20 protein-coding genes are annotated in these 16,848 nt (G+C 67.0%); 13 read left to right on the top strand and 7 right to left on the bottom strand.

All coding sequences use genetic code 11. The features are described from left to right. On the bottom strand, positions 1–200 hold a 200-nt coding region (locus tag AACX88_RS16150; RefSeq protein WP_339393885.1), incomplete at its 3' end, for a hypothetical protein. A gap of 150 nt (positions 201–350) precedes the next feature. Here AACX88_RS16150 and AACX88_RS16145 point away from each other — a divergent pair. Then, on the top strand, positions 351–647 hold the full coding sequence (locus AACX88_RS16145) for an antibiotic biosynthesis monooxygenase family protein (RefSeq protein WP_009377486.1): 297 nt from the start codon (positions 351–353) through the stop codon (positions 645–647). Between the two features lie 51 nt (positions 648–698). On the opposite strand, the gene AACX88_RS16140 is transcribed toward AACX88_RS16145, so the two are convergent. Together AACX88_RS16140 and AACX88_RS16135 are read right to left on the bottom strand one after the other, a co-directional pair. After that, positions 699–1,433, bottom strand: coding sequence for a potassium channel family protein (locus tag AACX88_RS16140; RefSeq protein ID WP_339393884.1), 735 nt, complete (start codon positions 1,431–1,433; stop codon positions 699–701). Between the two features lie 98 nt (positions 1,434–1,531). After that, positions 1,532–2,827, bottom strand: coding sequence for a TrkH family potassium uptake protein (locus tag AACX88_RS16135; RefSeq protein WP_249356695.1), 1,296 nt, complete (start codon positions 2,825–2,827; stop codon positions 1,532–1,534). A gap of 242 nt (positions 2,828–3,069) precedes the next feature. Between AACX88_RS16135 and AACX88_RS16130 the strand changes: the two genes are divergently transcribed. From AACX88_RS16130 to AACX88_RS16110, 5 genes are all read left to right on the top strand, one after another. Then, a complete protein-coding gene (locus AACX88_RS16130) occupies positions 3,070–4,527 on the top strand; it encodes an APC family permease (protein WP_339393883.1) in 1,458 nt (485 codons plus the stop codon). A 23-nt stretch (positions 4,528–4,550) separates the two neighbouring features. Next, positions 4,551–5,258 carry a class I SAM-dependent methyltransferase gene (locus AACX88_RS16125; protein ID WP_339393882.1) on the top strand — a complete coding sequence of 236 codons (708 nt, stop codon included), beginning with the start codon at positions 4,551–4,553 and terminating at the stop codon, positions 5,256–5,258. Positions 5,259–5,558: 300 nt separating this feature from the next. Continuing rightward, positions 5,559–6,020, top strand: a complete 462-nt coding sequence (locus tag AACX88_RS16120) for an SRPBCC family protein (protein ID WP_339393881.1) — start codon at positions 5,559–5,561, stop codon at positions 6,018–6,020. After that, entirely contained in the window at positions 6,017–6,382 is a 366-nt protein-coding gene (locus AACX88_RS16115) for an ArsR/SmtB family transcription factor (protein ID WP_339393880.1), read from the top strand. The genes AACX88_RS16120 and AACX88_RS16115 overlap by 4 nt, the downstream gene beginning before the upstream one ends. 31 nt (positions 6,383–6,413) lie before the next feature. Beyond that, positions 6,414–6,980 (top strand): maleylpyruvate isomerase family mycothiol-dependent enzyme, encoded by a 567-nt coding sequence (locus tag AACX88_RS16110; RefSeq protein WP_339393879.1) that lies wholly within the window; start codon positions 6,414–6,416, stop codon positions 6,978–6,980. A gap of 365 nt (positions 6,981–7,345) precedes the next feature. On the opposite strand, the gene AACX88_RS16105 is transcribed toward AACX88_RS16110, so the two are convergent. Then, positions 7,346–8,566 (bottom strand): glycine cleavage T C-terminal barrel domain-containing protein, encoded by a 1,221-nt coding sequence (locus AACX88_RS16105; protein WP_339393878.1) that lies wholly within the window; start codon positions 8,564–8,566, stop codon positions 7,346–7,348. A 256-nt stretch (positions 8,567–8,822) separates the two neighbouring features. Between AACX88_RS16105 and AACX88_RS16100 the strand changes: the two genes are divergently transcribed. The 3 genes from AACX88_RS16100 to AACX88_RS16090 all read left to right on the top strand — a co-directional run bounded on the left by AACX88_RS16100 (position 8,823) and on the right by AACX88_RS16090 (position 11,293). After that, complete coding sequence (locus AACX88_RS16100; protein WP_339393877.1) at positions 8,823–9,683, top strand: methylenetetrahydrofolate reductase; 861 nt, start codon at positions 8,823–8,825, stop codon at positions 9,681–9,683. Positions 9,684–9,840: 157 nt separating this feature from the next. After that, positions 9,841–10,320 (top strand): carboxymuconolactone decarboxylase family protein, encoded by a 480-nt coding sequence (locus tag AACX88_RS16095; protein WP_339393876.1) that lies wholly within the window; start codon positions 9,841–9,843, stop codon positions 10,318–10,320. Between the two features lie 85 nt (positions 10,321–10,405). Then, positions 10,406–11,293: a sigma factor-like helix-turn-helix DNA-binding protein gene (locus AACX88_RS16090; RefSeq protein ID WP_339393875.1), complete on the top strand. Its 888-nt coding sequence runs from the start codon at positions 10,406–10,408 to the stop codon at positions 11,291–11,293. Between the two features lie 59 nt (positions 11,294–11,352). On the opposite strand, the gene AACX88_RS16085 is transcribed toward AACX88_RS16090, so the two are convergent. Then, on the bottom strand, positions 11,353–12,102 hold the full coding sequence (locus tag AACX88_RS16085) for an IclR family transcriptional regulator (protein ID WP_339393874.1): 750 nt from the start codon (positions 12,100–12,102) through the stop codon (positions 11,353–11,355). A 126-nt stretch (positions 12,103–12,228) separates the two neighbouring features. Further along, positions 12,229–13,419 (bottom strand): CaiB/BaiF CoA transferase family protein, encoded by a 1,191-nt coding sequence (locus AACX88_RS16080; RefSeq protein WP_339393872.1) that lies wholly within the window; start codon positions 13,417–13,419, stop codon positions 12,229–12,231. Positions 13,420–13,495: 76 nt separating this feature from the next. On the opposite strand from AACX88_RS16080, the gene AACX88_RS16075 reads away from it, so the two are divergent. Together AACX88_RS16075 and AACX88_RS16070 are read left to right on the top strand one after the other, a co-directional pair. Then, complete coding sequence (locus tag AACX88_RS16075) at positions 13,496–13,909, top strand: acyl-CoA thioesterase (RefSeq protein WP_339393871.1); 414 nt, start codon at positions 13,496–13,498, stop codon at positions 13,907–13,909. Between the two features lie 146 nt (positions 13,910–14,055). Further along, positions 14,056–14,454, top strand: coding sequence for a VOC family protein (locus AACX88_RS16070; RefSeq protein WP_339393870.1), 399 nt, complete (start codon positions 14,056–14,058; stop codon positions 14,452–14,454). 28 nt (positions 14,455–14,482) lie between these two features. Here the strand turns inward: AACX88_RS16070 and AACX88_RS16065 are convergent, their stop codons facing one another. Then, positions 14,483–15,226 carry a DUF6597 domain-containing transcriptional factor gene (locus AACX88_RS16065; RefSeq protein ID WP_339393869.1) on the bottom strand — a complete coding sequence of 248 codons (744 nt, stop codon included), beginning with the start codon at positions 15,224–15,226 and terminating at the stop codon, positions 14,483–14,485. 135 nt (positions 15,227–15,361) lie between these two features. On the opposite strand from AACX88_RS16065, the gene AACX88_RS16060 reads away from it, so the two are divergent. Continuing rightward, complete coding sequence (locus AACX88_RS16060) at positions 15,362–15,955, top strand: HAD domain-containing protein (protein WP_339393868.1); 594 nt, start codon at positions 15,362–15,364, stop codon at positions 15,953–15,955. Next, entirely contained in the window at positions 15,952–16,794 is an 843-nt protein-coding gene (locus tag AACX88_RS16055) for a glutamate racemase (RefSeq protein WP_339393867.1), read from the top strand. The genes AACX88_RS16060 and AACX88_RS16055 overlap by 4 nt, the downstream gene beginning before the upstream one ends. Positions 16,795–16,848: the final 54 nt, after the last annotated feature.

The raw sequence follows: 16,848 nt of genomic DNA, 5'->3' as shown, positions 1-16,848 counted from the left end.
TGGGGGATCTTCTCGTATTGGTAGACGAAATCACGGATCTCATCGACGGTATAGCCAGGAGTGATGGTCATGGTACTCCAGTTCCTCTCGGTACGGGAGTGACTCACACCCAGCCTGACACAGAGGGCTGAGCGTCCAATTCTCGCCCGGGCGATGAGCAAGCCGCCGGGCTTCGGCTGACCCGGCACCTCAACACCCATCGACCGTCGCTGGCCAGCGGCGAGACGTCACGCAACCACATCGACGGCGAGACGCCATGCGACCGCATCCGGACAGCCCAGCTCCGGCCCAGGGTGCGGTCGTAGTGTCGGAGGGGACAACAGGCACACCCTCGACCCCAAGGAGAAGACATGTCGGTCGTCGCCATCAACACCCTCACGGTTCCCGAGAACGCGGGACCCGAGCTCGAGAAGCGCTTCGCCGCGCGCAAGCACTCGGTCGACAACGCCCCGGGCTTCGAAGGCTTCCAGCTGCTGCGGCCCACGGCCGGTGGCGACCGCTACTTCGTCTACACGCAGTGGGCGACGAAGGAGGACTTCGAGAACTGGAAGGCCAACCGCAAGTCCTCACACGAGTCGACCGGCAAGGAGCCTGTGTCGACGGGTGCCGAACTCCTCGAGTTCGAGGTCGTCGACCTCGGCGATTGAACGCTCAGGGTGTGCGCGGTGCCTCTGCGCGCACCCGGCCGGCCGAGGGCCTCACCCCTCGGTGTCCTTGTCGAGTTCGCTGAACGCCTCGACCTCACGGGGGTGGCCGGCGATGAGGATCTCGTCGTCGGCGTAGAGCGTCATGTCCCGGTCGGCGATGTCCCACGTCGTCCCGCCGGCGCGTTTGACGGCGACGATCGTCACCCCGTATTCGGCGCGCACGCCCAGTGAGGCCAAGGGCACATCCGAGACGCGGACCGGCGGGGTCGTGCGGGCGAGCACGAAGTCCTCGTCGATAGGCAGGAAGTCGGAGATGTGACCGCGGATGAGATGGGCGAGCCTGCGGCCCATATCGTTCTCCGGGCGGACGACGTTGCGGATGCCGAGCTGGTGAAGGATCTCCGCGTGCGTCTCGCTGATCGCCTTCGCCCAGATGTGCCGGTTGCCGAGCTTGAGGATGCGGGAGGCGACGAGGATGCTCGCCTCGAGGTCGCTGCCGATCGCGATGACCACCCGGCTGACGTCGTCGATGCCGAGCTGACGCAGCACCTCCTCGTCGGTGGCATCGGCTCGTGAGACGTGGGCGAGCTTGTCCGAGTACTCGGCGACGACGGCCTCGTCGCTGTCGATGCCGATGACGTCGACGCCGTGCTTGGCGAGTTCGACCGCGAGTGAACCGCCGAACCGGCCGAGCCCGATGACGGCGACGGCACCGGCTTCGGCCATCGGCTTGGCATCGCCGGCGAAGAAGGCGGCCGGGCGAGCGAGCCAGGATCTCTCATTCATCTCGATGTCCTTTCATTGGAACGACGTTTCGTGGTGGGTGACGTTTCGTGGAGGCCGGGGTGGGAGCCCGCGACGCCCGGCTGTCCGGGCGGGCCCGGTCAGCCGATGAGCGGGCGCTCCTTGGGCAGTTCGTAGCGGATGGGTCGTGAGCGCAGGGCCAGCGCCGAGGCGACGGTGACGGGTCCGAGGCGACCGAAGATCATCGTGATGATGAGGACGACCTGGCTGAACGCGGGCAGCTGCGCGGTGATGCCCGTCGAGAGCCCAACCGTGCCGAACGCGGAGACGACCTCGAAGAGGATCCGGTCGAAGCGCAGCTCGGGGGCGTTGAGCATGATCGCCATCGTCGCTGCGACGATGAGGCCGAGGGCGAGGACGATGACCGTCGTCGCCTGCCGGTGCACGGAACGGGAGACCCGCCGTCCGAAGAGGTTGACCGCGCGGCCGCCGCTGACCTCGGTCCACGTCATCGCGGCGAGGACGACGAAGGTCGTGATCTTCACCCCGCCCGCGGTGCCCGCCGGGCCGCCGCCGATGAACATGAGGATGTCCATGCCGAACCACGACGCCGGGTGCATCGCAGAGATGTCGATCGAGTTGAAGCCGGCGGTGCGGGTGATCGTCGACTGGAACGCCGCCGCCTGAATCCGTCCCCACCAGTCCAGTGCGCCGAGGGTCGCCGGGTTGGTCCATTCGATCGCGGCGATGAAGACGGTGCCGCCGAGCAGGAGGAGCGGGGTGACGACGACGACCGCGCGGGTCGTCATCGACCAGGTGAGTGGGAAGCGGTACTTGCGGAAGAGCTCGATGAGCACGGGGTAGCCCAGCCCGCCGAGGATGACGGCGATCGCGATCGGCCCGCACACGAAGGGGTCGGCGACATAGGCCATGAGGCTGTCCCTGTTGAGTCCGAACCCGGCGTTGTTGAACGCGGAGATCGCGTGGAAGATCGCGCTCCACACGGCTTCCCCGACCGGATCGCCGTAGAAGAACCGGAACCGCAGGTAGAGGAGGACCGCGACGACCGCCTCGGTGGTCAGGGTCAGTCCGATGATGCGCAGGACCATCGGCTTGATCCCGCCGATTCCCGAGCTCTTCGTCTCAGACGCCACGGACTGGCGCAGCCGCAGGCCGGCACGACCGGCGACGACGAGAGCGAGCAGGGTGGTGAGCAGGAGGACGCCGAGACCGCCGACCTGGATGAGGCAGACGATGACGATCTGACCGAAGAACGTGAAGTCCTGGCCCGTGTCGAGGACGACGAGGCCGGTGACGCTGAGCGCCGAGGTGGCTGTGAAGAGTCCGGACAGCAGTGAGATCCCGCCCGGCGCCACGGTCGCGGCGGGGGTCATGAGCAGACCGGTCCCGACGACCAACGCCGTCAGGTATCCCATCACCACCCGGACGATCGCATTTCGATGTGTGCTGTGCACAGAGGGAAATCTAGCACCCGACATCGTCGTACCCCGAAATGCCTCAACTACCGCCAAGTAAACTCTCAGAATCCTGTTACTGTGCATGTACCCACGGGAACGAGGCGGTCACGATCGGCAGCCTCGGCGGGGTCTGCCCGTCACCTCGGCGGGAACGGCCTGCCACCTCGGCGGGGTCAGCAGCACACGATGAGGGAGGCGCCATGAGCACTCAGCACGCAGAGACGGACGACAGAGGCCACGGCTTCGTCAAGGCACTGGGCACCGTCGACGCCCTGTTCATCGGCTTCGGCGCGATGATCGGCTTCGGCTGGGTCGTCCTCACCGGGGAATGGCTGACCGGGGCGGGAACCCTGGGGGCGATCCTCGCGTTCGCCGTCGGCGGCATCATCATGTGCTTCGTCGGCACCGTCTACTCCGAACTCGTCGCCGCGATGCCCCACGCCGGCGGTGAGCACAACTACCTCATCCGGGCGATGGGCCCGAAGATCTCGCTGTTCGGGTCGTGGGCGATCACCGGCGGCTACATCAGCGTCGTCATGTTCGAAGCGGTCGCCGTGCCGCGGACCGCGCTCTACCTCTTCCCGGATCTCGAGTACATCAAGCTGTGGACGATCGCCGACACCGACGTCTACCTCACGTGGGCGCTCATCGGCACGGTCACCGCGATCGTCATCGCCTGGATCAACATCCGCGGTGTGCGTCTGGCCTCCCTCGTCCAAACGTTCGTCGTCTCGTTCCTCATCATCGTCGCCCTCCTCCTGCTCACCGGCGGACTCGTCGGCGGCGACCCCGCGAACACGGAACCCCTCTTCACCGGCGGTGCGGCCGGGTTCATCGGCGTCGTCGCGGTCGTCCCGTTCCTCTTCGTCGGCTTCGACGTCATCCCGCAGTCGGCCGAGGAGATCAAGCTGCCGGCGAAGAAGATCGGCAAGCTCGTCGTCGTCTCCGTGCTCATGGCGATCGTGTTCTACATCGTCATCATCTGGATGACCTCGCTCGCGATCCCCGCCTCGGAGCTGACCAGCCACGACCTCGTCACCGCGGATGCGCTCGCGGCGATGTTCGGCTCACCCGTGTGGGGCAAGATCGTCATCGCCGGCGGTCTGGCCGGCATCATCACCTCGTGGAACGCGTTCCTCATGGGCTCCTCGCGGCTGATGTGGGCGATGGCCGTGGCCGGGATGATCCCCGCCTGGTTCGGCAAGCTCCACCCGAAGTACCGCACCCCGGTCAACTCGATCATCTTCATCGGCATCCTCTCCGCGCTCGCCCCGTTCCTCGGCGCGGCGGCCCTCGGGTGGATCGTCGATGCCGGCTCGCCGGCGATCGTCATCGCCTACTTCCTCGTGAGCATCGCGTTCATCGTCCTGCGGAAGAACGAGCCCGACATGGCCCGTCCCCTGCGCATCGGCGGTGCCGGCAACGGCGGCATGGTCATCGGCGTCATCGCCGCCGTGCTCACCCTCGTCCTCTTCATCCTCTACATCCCGATCACCCCGTTCTCCGCGCAGCTGGCCTGGCAGTCGTGGGCGATGTTCGCCGCCTGGCTCATCGTCGGCGTCATCTTCATGCTCCGCCTGCCCGGTGGGGTCAAGGCCGGCCCCAACGCCGAGGCGGAGCTGCTGGCCAAGGTGAAGGCGCGGTCCCAGCGGGGTTGATCCGCGGGCGCATGAGATCACGGATGACGGAGCGGGCGATTCAGGTCCTCGATCGGGTTGCCCCTGCCCTCGACCGCATCAACGACCGGTTTCCGTGGAGCCACAACGACCACTTCCACCCCTGGATCCTTGCGAATCTGCCCGCCCGCAGGCGCGGGGCGATCGAGCTCGGGTGCGGACAGGGTGATCTCCTCGCTCAGCTCGCCGGGGAGTTCCGGCAGGTCCACGGCACCGACACCTCGGCGCAGATGCGTGCCGATGCGCGGGTTCGCTGTGCGGGGTTGGACAACGTCGTCGTCGACGATGCGCAGCTGCGTGACCTCGGCCCCGAGACGGAGCCCGAGCCGCTCGACCTGGTGACGATGATCGCCGCCCTCCACCACGTCGACGCCGATGAGACCCTCGCCGAGGCAGCCCGCCTCCTCTCCCCCGGCGGTCGGCTCCTCGTCGTCGGCCTCGCGCTCTCGGCCACACCCCGCGACTACCTGTGGGAGGGGATCTCGGCGGCGACGAATCCGGTCATCGGGATCGCAAAGAACCTCCCGCCTCGGCGAGGGGACCTGCGACGGTCCGAGACCGCTGGCGGTCGGCCCGATCCGTTCCCTGTGACCGATCCGACGATGACGTTCGACCAGGTCGCCGAGGCGGCCCACCGTCACCTGCCGGGCGCGCACTTCCGGCACCGGCTCGGGTTCCGATACACGCTCGCGTGGACGAAGCCCGGCCGGTGAGAGTGCCCGTCATGCTCCGTCGCCTCACCTCCCCGGGCGCGAGCAGATCATGGCGCTGCACCGCAGAGGTGAGGAGCTGCGGGCTGATTGCAACACTTCAGCGGTTCTGTGGAACCACAGGCAACGGAGACGAGAGAGCCTGCAGCACGACGACCGGGCGCTGGGATTCACGGCACGACCGACGTGGAAATCGCCCAGATGCGGAGAATGTCGACTTGCACCCGAATATGCAACTTTCGGTTGCATAAGAGGCATGCTCGGAATATGATTTCTTGCAACCAAGGGTTGCAGGAGGATGTCGTGGAGTATGGATCGATCGAGCGCGAGAACTATGTCAACGCGCCACCGGATGTCGTCTTTCAGACGGTCAGCGACCCAAAGCACATCAAGGAATGGTGGCCGGACTCAGCGCTCTACGAAGTCGCCGAGGGCGCCAACGGGGAAATCCGATTCGGAGATCTCGACTCCGGCGGAATCGCCGTCCAGCTCACGATCGTCGACGTCAGCCCGCCGAATCGATTCGCCTTCAGGTGGACCCATCCAGTCGGCGAGGACGCATCTCCCGGCAATTCGATGCTGGTCACGTTCGAACTGAGACCTTCAGGCGAAGGAACACTTCTACGATTCACTGAGACGGGATTTCGCGAAATGGGTTGGGAAGCCGCAGTCCTCGAGGAGCAGTACCGCGAACACGTGCAGGGATGGGACTACTTCCTGCCGAAGCTCGGGCCCTACGCGGAAAGTCTGGCACAGAAGGCATGAATTCGACGAACCAGCACAGAAAGGTCGATGACGAGCTGTGGTCGGCAATCGGAGACCCTACTCGACGTCGCATGCTCGATCTGCTTCTGAGCACCGACTCCGCCACCGCAACCACGCTCGGCAATCAACTTCCCGTGACCAGGCAGGCAGTTGCGAAACACCTGGCGGTATTGGACCGAGTGGGCCTGGTCCATGCCCTCCAAGTAGGGCGCGAAAGACAATACCGACTCGATAACGCCCAGTTCGCCCGTGCGGTAGCGCAGCTGACCACCGTTGGTGACGCCTGGGATGCTCGGCTCAACCGAATAGCGCGCATCGCCGAAGCGATGGCCGATCACCCATCCACGTCGCTGTCAGACTGACACGACTTCTTTTCATGAAGAGAGACCGATCATGGCTGCACCCAGCAACAAGGACACTGCAGAGGATTTTGCCGTATTCGCCAGCGCGGCCGCTTACGCGCTGGATGCGCTCTCAGCCGTTGAAAACTCAGACTTCGAACGCCCCACACCATGTGCGGACTGGAACGTTCGCGACATCGCCCTTCATCTTGCGGACGTCTCCGACGCAATCCTCGACTATGCCCAGTCCGGCACATTGACCGCGCCGACTCCTCGCCCCGAGGACACTCCCGAGCCGACCGTGCTGGCTCAAGAACGGATCACTGCGGTCATCGAGACCCTTACGAATACAACGACAAGCTTGGTATGGACCGTGCACTTCCCAGCGGCCGCCCGCGCGGCGGCAAATGAATTCGCGGCTCACGGCTGGGACATCAACAGTGCCCTCGGCACTGGGCAACCCGTTCCCGAAGCAACGGCAACTGCGTTGCTCGCATTCATCGATGGCTGCCTCGGCGAAGAGGAGAGACGTTCGAGCTTTGCTCCAGCAATCCCTCTCGCCTCGACGGCTTGCCCGAGCGACCGTTTCCTGGCTTACCTCGGCCGGCAACCGTCATGATCGGTTCCCGGCGACCGGATACTCGCGAACCCACCCCTGCGGATGTGGCGACACGTCAGCCCTTCAGGCGGGAAAGATGCGGGTCCCTCGAGGGCGACAGGGCGAATCACGGGAATGATCTCCGCAAACTGACGATCATCTCGAGCTCCGGCACCCGTTCGGTCGACTCCACGTCGCACCCAACTGATTCAGTGTCTCACCGACAATCTCCAGCTTCCGCTCTATCGCCGGCCGGAAGACAAAATCGGAGCTGAGCCCAGATGCTCCGCCCCCGGACAGGCGAACGCGGCCACCGGCTTCTCGCACAGTGACCGCGCCCGGATCAGAGGACCGCCTGCTCAGACGGCTGAGACGGCTCCGATGTCTCAGATCGCCGCGTCGAGGCCCTTCACCTTGAGGCGTTCACGCTGGTTGGGGTTGACGCTCGGGCGGAACGGCATCTCGACCACCTCGGCGCGCACCGGGACACCCGGGGTGTCCGCGTACGGTTCGGGCAAGTGCACCCAGAACTCGGTGCCGAGCTCAGCCTGTGCGACGGGCACATGGGCCATCGCGATGTTCGACTCGAGCTCCGGGGAGTACCACGGCGAGGTCACATACCCGACGGCCTCCCCCTCGGGGGTGTCGCTGACCAGCCAGAAGTCCGGCGCGTAGTCGGTGATCGGGTTGCCGCCGAGGACGAGCCCGACGAGCTGCGTCTTGTACGGCGGATTGCCGGCCTCGAGCTGTGCCCGAACCTCCTCGAGGCGCTCCTTGCCGATATAGTCCGCCTCCTTCTTCCGCGGCACCTGATAACCGAGGTTGACCTGGAACGGCAGCGTCTCGAAGTCCATGTCCTGACCCCACGAGAGGATGCCCGCGGCGATCCGCCTGTGGTGGCTGGGGGCGACGACCCGGAGGTTGTAGGGGATGCCGGCGGCGAGCACGGCGTTCCACATGTCCTCGGCATACTTCGTCGCATCCCTGAGGTAGATCTCGTAGCCCTTCTCCCCGGTGAACCCGGTCTGGGAGATGATGACGTCCCGACCGCCGACCTGGGCGTCCATGAGCCCGTAGCTCGGCAGTTCGCGCGCCTCCTCCCCGACGAGGTCGGCGATGACATCGACGGACTTCGGTCCCTGGACCTGCACCGGCGCGACGTCGATCTCCTGGATCGTGACGTCGAACTTCTTGCCGACGTTGACGCCCTGGAGCCAGAGCATGAGGTCGGTGTCGGAGAGGCTGAACCAGAACTCATCGATCGCGACACGCAGGAGGATCGGGTCGTTGAGGATCCCGCCTGCCTCGTTGCACAGGATGACGTAGCGGGCGCGCATCACCGGGATCTTCGTCGCGTCACGGGTGATGACGTAGTTGACGAACGCCTCGGCGTCGGGACCCTTGACCTGGATCTGCCGTTCGACGGCGACGTTCCACAGGGTCACGTCGTTGACGAGCGGCTGGTACTCGGCCATCATCCCGCCCTCTTCGCGAGGGATGTAGCCGCGCGGGTGGTACATGCGGTTGTAGATCGAGGCCCTCCAGCAGCCCTGCTGCATGGACAGCTCCCAGTACGGGGACTTGCGCACCCGGGTGTCGATGAGCATTTCCACTGGGGTCGGGCCGGACTGCCTCAGGTTGATCGGGACGCCTCTGTCGCTCTGATCAACGGATGGAACGTTATTGTCCATGGTGTTCCCCCTGCATACACAGTTTTATATTATGGAACTCGATTCCCATATTATGGGTGATTTGAGTGTAGAATCGAGGACACACGAGACGCAAGGACATACGGCTGAGAATTTCAGCCGGAGGAACCCCGCCGATCCTCACCGCAAAGCTCCTTGCCGGAAGGAGACACCGTTGTCTGCCTCTGCACTCCGCACCCTGCTCAAGTCCGCACGCTACGAAGTCCTGCCGACGGCCGGCATCGTCGATCGCATCAGCGAGCACGTCGTCCCAGGTAGGACCATCACCGTCACCGCGTCGACGGGGCTCAGCCTCGAAGCGACCCTCTCCACCGCCGAGCAGCTCCAAGCCCTCGGATACACGGCCGTCCCCCACATCGCAGCCCGCATGGTGCAGGGACGAACCGAACTCGAAGAGATCCTCGATCGCCTCGGACACGCCGGGATCGACACGATCTTCGTCCCGGCCGGCGACGCCACTCCCCCGGCCGGCGGGTATGCGAGCGCCCTCGACCTCCTCGTCGACCTCACCTCCATGGCCCCGCCGATCACGCAGATCGGGGTGAGCGCCTACCCCGAATCGCACCCCATCATCCCCGACGACGTCACCGTCCAGGCGATGTGGGACAAGCGCGACTACGCGACCCAGATCGTCTCCAACCTCTGCTTCGACCCGGGGATAGTGAGCACGTGGCTCGCCCGCGTCCGCGCCCGCGGCATCGAACTCCCCCTCATCCTCGGCATCGCGGGCAAGGTCGAGCTCGCCAAGCTCGCCAAGGTCGCGACGAAGATCGGCGTCGGCGAATCGACCCGCTTCCTGCGGAAGAACACCGCCACCTTCACGCGCATGGCCAAGCCCGGCGGCTACAACCCGAGGAAGTTCCTCGACCGCCTCTCCCCCGTCCTCGACGACCCGTACATGGGCATCGGCGGCCTCCACATCTACACGTTCAACCAGATCAAGGACACCGAGGCGTGGCGGCGCAAGCAGCTCGAGCTCCTCGGCGACCCCGACCCCACCTCGGTGGTGTCCTGAGCGATCACCCCGACCGACCGAGCCCGCCGACCGACCTGATCCGACCCGTTCCCCTGTCACACTCCGCGCCCGTCATCCGACACCTCTGATGACGGGCGCATCCGCGTGCCCGCGACCGGAACGAAATCCGTGGAACTTCAGACACGAGAGGACCCCCATGACCCGCATCAGCCTCGACCAGGTGAACAAGAAGGCCTACGCCGCAGTCGCGCGCATGGACACGTACTGCCGGGAAGCGCTCGGCGCCGAACTCTACGACCTCATCAAACTGCGCGCCTCGATCGTCAACGGCTGCGGCTTCTGCGTCGACATGCATTCGACCGACCTCGCCGCCATGGGCATGCCCCTGCGCCGGATCGCCGGGGTCGCCGCCTGGGAGCACACCGGAGCTCTCTTCGACGCACGCGAACGCAGCGTCTTCGCCCTCACCGACGCGGTGACGAAGATCGGCCCCGACAGCGTCACCGACGAGATCTGGGACGGCGTCGCCGCGCACTTCGACGCCGAAGCCCTCGGCGATCTCCTCGTGGCCATCTCGACGATCAACGTGTGGAACCGGCTCGCGATCTCGACCGAGACCGTTCCCGTCGTCGAGACCGCCTCCGACCCATCGCAGGGACCGGGCGAAACCCAGTGACCCCGCAGTCCGCGGCGATCTTCCGATCCCCGGCGATCCCCCGATCGACTGCGATCCCTCACCGAGATGGTCCAGAATGATATGCGTGGACACCACCGAAACCAGAACTCCGGCGACCGTGGCCTGGGAGCAGGGCCGGGGCCGCCTCTTCGGCATCGCGTATCGGATGCTCGGCGACGTCGGCCATGCCGAGGACGTCGTCTCCGAGGTGGGCATGGCCGCCGTCGTCGCCGAACGCGAGTCCGGTCAGGTGCGGTCGTGGCCGGCATGGCTGACGACGGTGGGCGTGCGCAAGTCCATCGACCGGGCCCGCCATCTCGCGAGCATCAAGGAGGACTACCCGGGTCCGTGGCTGCCCGAGCCCGTCGCCACCGATGCCCTCCCCGAGGAGGCCGTGGCCAACCGCGAACTCCTCTCCCTCACCGTGCTCCACCTCGCCGAGCAGCTCAGCCCCGAATCGCGTGCGGCCCTCGTGCTCGCCCGGGCCTTCGATATGCCCGCCGAGGAGATCGGCCGCATCCTCGACAAGTCCCCTGCCGCTGTCCGGCAGCTCATCTCCCGGGCCACCCGCCGCCTCGATCTCGACCGCGAGGTCTCCGCGCCAGCGGACCCGAGAGCCTTGCAGCGCCTCGTCGACGCCATCCACAGCGCCGACCTCGAGGCGACGCTGCGGGCACTGCTCGCCGACGACGCGGTCTACTGGAGCGACGGCGGCGGGAAGGCGGCGAGCGCGGTCAATCCGATCTTCGGCGCCGAGAAGATCGTGCGCTTCCTCGCCGGAGTGCTCACTCCCGAGGACCTCGACGGCCGGCACATGTCGGAGATCCTCGAGGTCAACGGCGGGATCGCACTCGCCGTGCTTCGCGACGGCGACACCCGGGTGCTGGAGATCGAACTCGGAACCGACGGCCTCATCAGGGGCCTGCGGCAGGTGAACAACCCGGACAAGCTCGGCCACGTGCGCGGAGTGTGAGCGGCCGCCTCGGCGAGGCGAGCACCTCTACGCCGGAAGGCACCCGACCGGACCCCGTCCTACCGGGAGCTCACCTTGCGTTTGAGGCTGCGGGAGAGCAGACCGGACTCGGCGACGAGGAGCTCGCCGAACCGGACGTGGTTCTCGGCGATGCGCATCGTCGGTCCCGAGATCCCCACGGCCGCGACGACCTGATCGTCGGTGCCGAACACGGGGGCGGCGAGCGCGTCGAGGCCCGGCTCGAACTCCTCGTGGACGACGGCGAACCCGCGGTCGCGCACCTCGGCGAGGTCGGTCATGAGCTCCTTGCGCGATCCGAGCGTGCGCGGGGTCAGGCGTTCGAGGCGGCCGGTGGGCACGGGGATCGCACCGAAGGCGTACATCACCTTCCCCAGCGCCGAGGCGTGGGAGGGGACCGTGACATCGGCCCAGTTCGTCGCCCCGAGGACGAAGGTCGAATCGACCTGTGCGACCTGGACGACGGCGTTCGAGCTCGGCACGGCGAGGTTGACGGTCTCCCCGGTCTCCTCGCTCACGCGTTGGAGGATCGGGTCGGCGGCGGCGACGAGGGTCTCGACCCGGTCGAAGCGGGAGGCGTAGGTGGCGAAGAGGGAGCCCCCGCGGTAGAGGCCCTCGCCGTTGCGTTCGACGAGTCCGTTGCGCTCGAGCGCGGACAGCAGCCGGGAGACGGTCGAGCGGGCCAGATCGGTGGTCTCGACGACCTCGGTGTAGGAGATCGGGTCGTCGGCCCTGACGACGAGCGACAGGATCTGTGCCGCCCGGTCGATCGACTGGGTCCCATTGCTCATACTGCTCAGCTCCATCGGGGAAAGGTCGGCCGTCCCACCTGCGGCGATCCGGCGCACCTCACCCTACCGCACACGTGTACTCCCCCGACCCGGCGTCGTCACGATCGTTATCCGGTGTCACGATCGTTATCCGACGTCCGGATCGGCGGTCTGGTCGAGGCCGAGTTCCGCGATCACCGCAGCGGTGTCGTCGCCGATGAGCGGTGCCCGCCGAGGCGGTCGCGGCGTCCCCGTTCCCCCTGACCTCTCGCCCGTCGCCGGGACGAACCCTCCGGCCGGGGCGAATCGCGGGGCCGGGGTCGGCTGGTCGATGCCGTCGGCGTCGGTGGTGAAGAGACCGCGTGCCGTATTGTGCGGGTCGGTCTTCGCCTCGGCCATCGAGAGCACGGGTTCGACGCACGCGTCACGGCCGGCGAAGAGCTCGACGAGTTCAGCCTGCGTGCGGGCGGCGATCGCCGGGGCGATGAGCGCGCGCAGCGCCGGCCAGTACGTGGGCTGCCAATGGTCGAGGGTCTCCAGCGGTTCGGGCAGGGCGTCCTCGAGGTCGAGGGCGCGGACGAACTCGGCGAAGAACGGCGCTTCGATCGCGGCGACCGAGACGTACCGGTCATCGGCGGTCGGGTAGACGTCGTAGAACGGAGCACCGGAGTCGAGCAGGTTCCGCCCGGGAGCGTCATGATGCCACAGCCCCATCGCCGCGAAGCCGTGCATCATCGCATAGAGGAGATTGGCGCCGTCGACCATCGCCGCATCGACGACGGTGCCGGTGCCGGTCTCGCGCGCGCCCGTGAGGGCGGCGAGGACACCGACGACGAGGAGCATGCCCCCGCCGCCGAAGTCGCCGAGGAGGTTGGCCGGGAACTGCGGCGGTCCGCCCGCACGGCCGAGCTGGGCGAGGAGTCCGGTCGAGGCGATGTAGCCGAGATCGTGTCCGGCCTTCTGCGCCTTCGGCCCGTCCTGCCCGTAGCCGGTGATGCGCCCGTAGACGAGAGCCGCGTTGAGTGCGTGGAGGTCAGCGGGTCCGAGTCCGAGGCGCTCGGTCGTGCCAGGTCGGAAGCCCTCGATGACGATGTCGGAGCGGGCCGCGATCGCACGGGCGAGCGCGATGCCCTCGGCGCTCTTGAGGTCGGCGGTCACCGACTTCTTCCCGCGATCGAGCACAGGGTTCATCGGTGTGCCGGTGCCTGCGGGCGGGTCGAGGCGGATCACCTCGGCGCCGAGGTCGGCGAGCATCATCGAGGCGAACGGGCCGGGCCCGATGCCGCCGAGATCGAGGACCCGCACCCCGTTGAGGACGCTCGTCGTCTCCGTCGTCATGGATTTCCCTTTCCTCGGCCGATCCTGATTTACTGTAGAACGTTCGATCAGTTTCGACAATGGAGGCAGCGCGGCCGTGAAGACATTCGAGTACTCTCCCGAGGTGCGCTGGTCCGATCAGGACCTGCTCGGCCACGTCAACAACGCCCGGATGATCACCCTCATCGAGGAGTGCCGCGTGCGCTGGCTCCACGAGGAGAAGGCCACGCACATCACCGGCGGCGGCCTCCTCGTCGCCCATCAGTCGATCGACTACCTCGTCCCCGTCATGTACGGCCCCGAGCTCAATCTCACGGTGACCGTCACCCGGATCGGCACCTCGTCGTTCACGGTCAACACGGTCGGCGAGCAGAGCGGTCGGAAGGTCATCGACTCCGACGTCGTCCTCGTCCACATCGACCGGCAGACCGGGCGTCCGACTCCGCTCACCGATGAGATCCGCGCCGTCTTCGCGCCCTACCTCGCCATCGAGGACGGTCTGACCGAGTAGGCCCACCCCGCCGAGGCGGGCGCGCAGTCCCAACGTCCCCTCAGTGTGCTTCCCGAGCATCGTCCAGTGGGCCTCCCGAACGTCATCGTATAAACATGGCCGATTCGTTCATGCCCGCTCCGCTCCACCCGCCTAGTGTGGTGCTCATGAAACTCGATGCGATCTCGATCGTCACAGCAGACATGGCCCAGGCCGTCACGTTCTACTCCGCGCTCGGCCTCGAGCTCGTCGACGGCGGCCCCGACGCACCGCACACGGAGTTCTCGTCCGGCACCATCCGCGTCCTCCTCGACACCGAGGCGGTGATGCTGAGCATCGACCCCGAATGGACACGGCCGACCGGCGGACACAGGATGTCCCTGGCCTTCGACTGCAGCACCGCCGAGGCGGTCGATGCGACCTTCGCCCAGCTCACCGGCGGGTCCGGTGGGGATCCCGTGGCAGCAGCGGTCAAGGAACCGTGGGATGCGTTCTGGGGCCAGCGCTACGCCGTCATCGCCGATCCCGACGGGAACACCGTCGACCTCTTCGCCGCACTCGGCTGACCGGTTCACCGTTCGAGGCGTGCTCGGCTCACCGCCCGAGCAGAGCCCGCTCGTCCCGCCACAGGTGCGCGGCATCGGCATACCCTGCCAGCGCCGCCGCCGCGGCACGCGTGTGACCTGCGGCGATGAGCTCGCGGGCGCTGCGCCAGCGGAGGATCTTCGCCAGATGCTTCGGACCGTAGCCGAACCAGGCGGCGGACAGCCGCCGCAGCTGCCGCGGGGAATACGCGAAGTCGGCGGCCACCTCGGCGATCGACCCTGCGCCCGAACCAACGAACACCGGATAACCCGCGAACCCAGCGGAACCGGCGAACGTTTGAGACCCTGCCGGGACCCGGGGCTGCGCGAGGGCCCGGGCGAGCGCCAGGGGACGGCCGTCGATGACCGTGCGGGAGGCGAGCGCCTCGGCGAGGTCGAGGAGTTCCCGCGCATCGTCACCGGCACTCCCGCCGAGGTGGAACGACGGGGCCCGGGTGACGACCTCGGCGATGGGGGTGACCTGGTTCGCGAGCTCGGCCGCCGATGTCCTCAGCAGCTGCGGGAGGACGCCGGGGTCGAAGCGCAGACCCACGGCCCGGCCGGGACCGGTCGTGATCCTCCGCGCCGTCGAATCGGCTCCGGCGATGACCGCGGTCGAACCCATGACGATGAGATCCATGCAGCCGTCGGGGACGATGACCCGGGGTGTCTCGGACTCCGGGGACCCAGCAGCGGACGCGTCGAGATCGGGCTCCGAGATCCACAGGGCGGCGTGGAGCCGGGGAATGCTCACCTCCCGATACATGGCGGCCTGATCTCCCTCAGCTTCGACCGGTATTCTGGGATCGAACTCATCAGTGATCGACCGTCGACCTGCCCTCAGACTATCGGGTCGCCACCGGCCGCAGGCCGCAATCTGGAAGGAACGATGGCAGCTGCATCCTCGTCGCCGGTCTCGGCGCGTCGGCAGGCACGCCATGTCACCGTCTTCCTTGATGTCGACGGCGTCCTCAACTCCTACCCGGTCCCGCAACTGCGGCTCATGACCGAGGGGCGGAAGAAGCTACAGGCCTGGGACTACGAACTCCACTACCGTCCCTCCGTCGTCGAATTCTTCGACCGTCTCGTCGAGACCCATGAGGTCGACGTCGTGTGGCTCTCGACGTGGTCGCAGCGGTGCAAGACGGAGCTCGAACCGAAGTTCGGTCTGCGCAACTCCTTCGACGTCATCGAGATGCCCGACGACACCCACAACCGCTATGCCAACGACCCGCAGCTGTGGTGGAAGGCCAGAGCTATGGAGGACTGGCTCGATTCGCACGGGCACCAGCGCGCGGTGTGGATCGACGATGATCTCCAAGCCCCGGTGACCAGGCAGTACTTCGCAGAGAAGTACTCGGCGGAGCGGTTGAAGATCATCGCCCCCGACTTCGCCCACGGACTCACCCGCGCGCATCTGAAAGAGATCAGGGAGTTCGCGCATCCCCGGCAGGGTACGACACAGCAGGAGGACGAGGCATGACGAGAATCGGACTCCTCGACTCGGGCCTCGGTCTCCTCGGCACCGCCGATGCCCTCTTCCACCTCGCCCCGCACGCGGATCTCGTGCTCGCAATGGACCCCGACTACACCCCCTACGGCAGTCTCAGTGCGCAGGCTCTCGAGGAACGGGCGCTGAACTCGGCGGCGGTGCTCGCCGAATGGGAACCCGACGCGATCGTCATCGCCTGCAACACCGCCTCGGTGCAGGCCCTTGAGGCAGTACGCGCCCGCTACGAACCGGACATCCCCGTCATCGGCACGGTGCCGGCGGTGAAGATGGCGGCCGGAACGGGTCAGGACTTCGCGATCTGGGCGACCCCGGCCACGACCGGCAGCGCCTACCAGCAGACCCTCATCGACACCTTCGCCGGCGACCTCTCCGTCGCCCAGGTCGCCTGCCCGGGACTCGCCGAGGCGATCAACTCAGCCGATGTGGACACGATCGACACAGCGATCGACGCGGCGCTGTCACAGATGGACCCGGGCATGGAGACGATCGTCCTCGGGTGCACGCACTACGGCCTCGTCGCCGATCGCATCACCGCCGCCCGGGCCGGCGCGATCACACTCTTCGACTCACCCGTCCCCGTCGCGAAGCAGACCCTGCGGCGCATCGGGCTCGACCCGGTCACGGCAGCTCCGAGTGCAGACACCGCGGCATCCGGCGGTGCGGGGACTGCGCGCTCGGCTGGGGCGGAGGACCGCCTCGGCGAGATCATCGCGACCTTCGCCTCCGGTCGTCGCGTCCGACTCCCCGAATCCCTCGCCGCCTACCCTGCAGGGCGACGCCTCCTCGCCCGGGAGCGCGCGGAGTCTTGAGGAATCTCGCGGTGTCGTCCCGGGAACGCGGAGTCGTCACGGGGCACTCTGAGT

Origin of the sequence: Brevibacterium metallidurans (assembly GCF_037101285.1) — a bacterium.
Taxonomy (GTDB): Bacteria; Actinomycetota; Actinomycetes; order Actinomycetales; family Brevibacteriaceae; genus Brevibacterium; species Brevibacterium metallidurans.
This window is presented reverse-complemented; position numbering and strand designations above follow the sequence as displayed.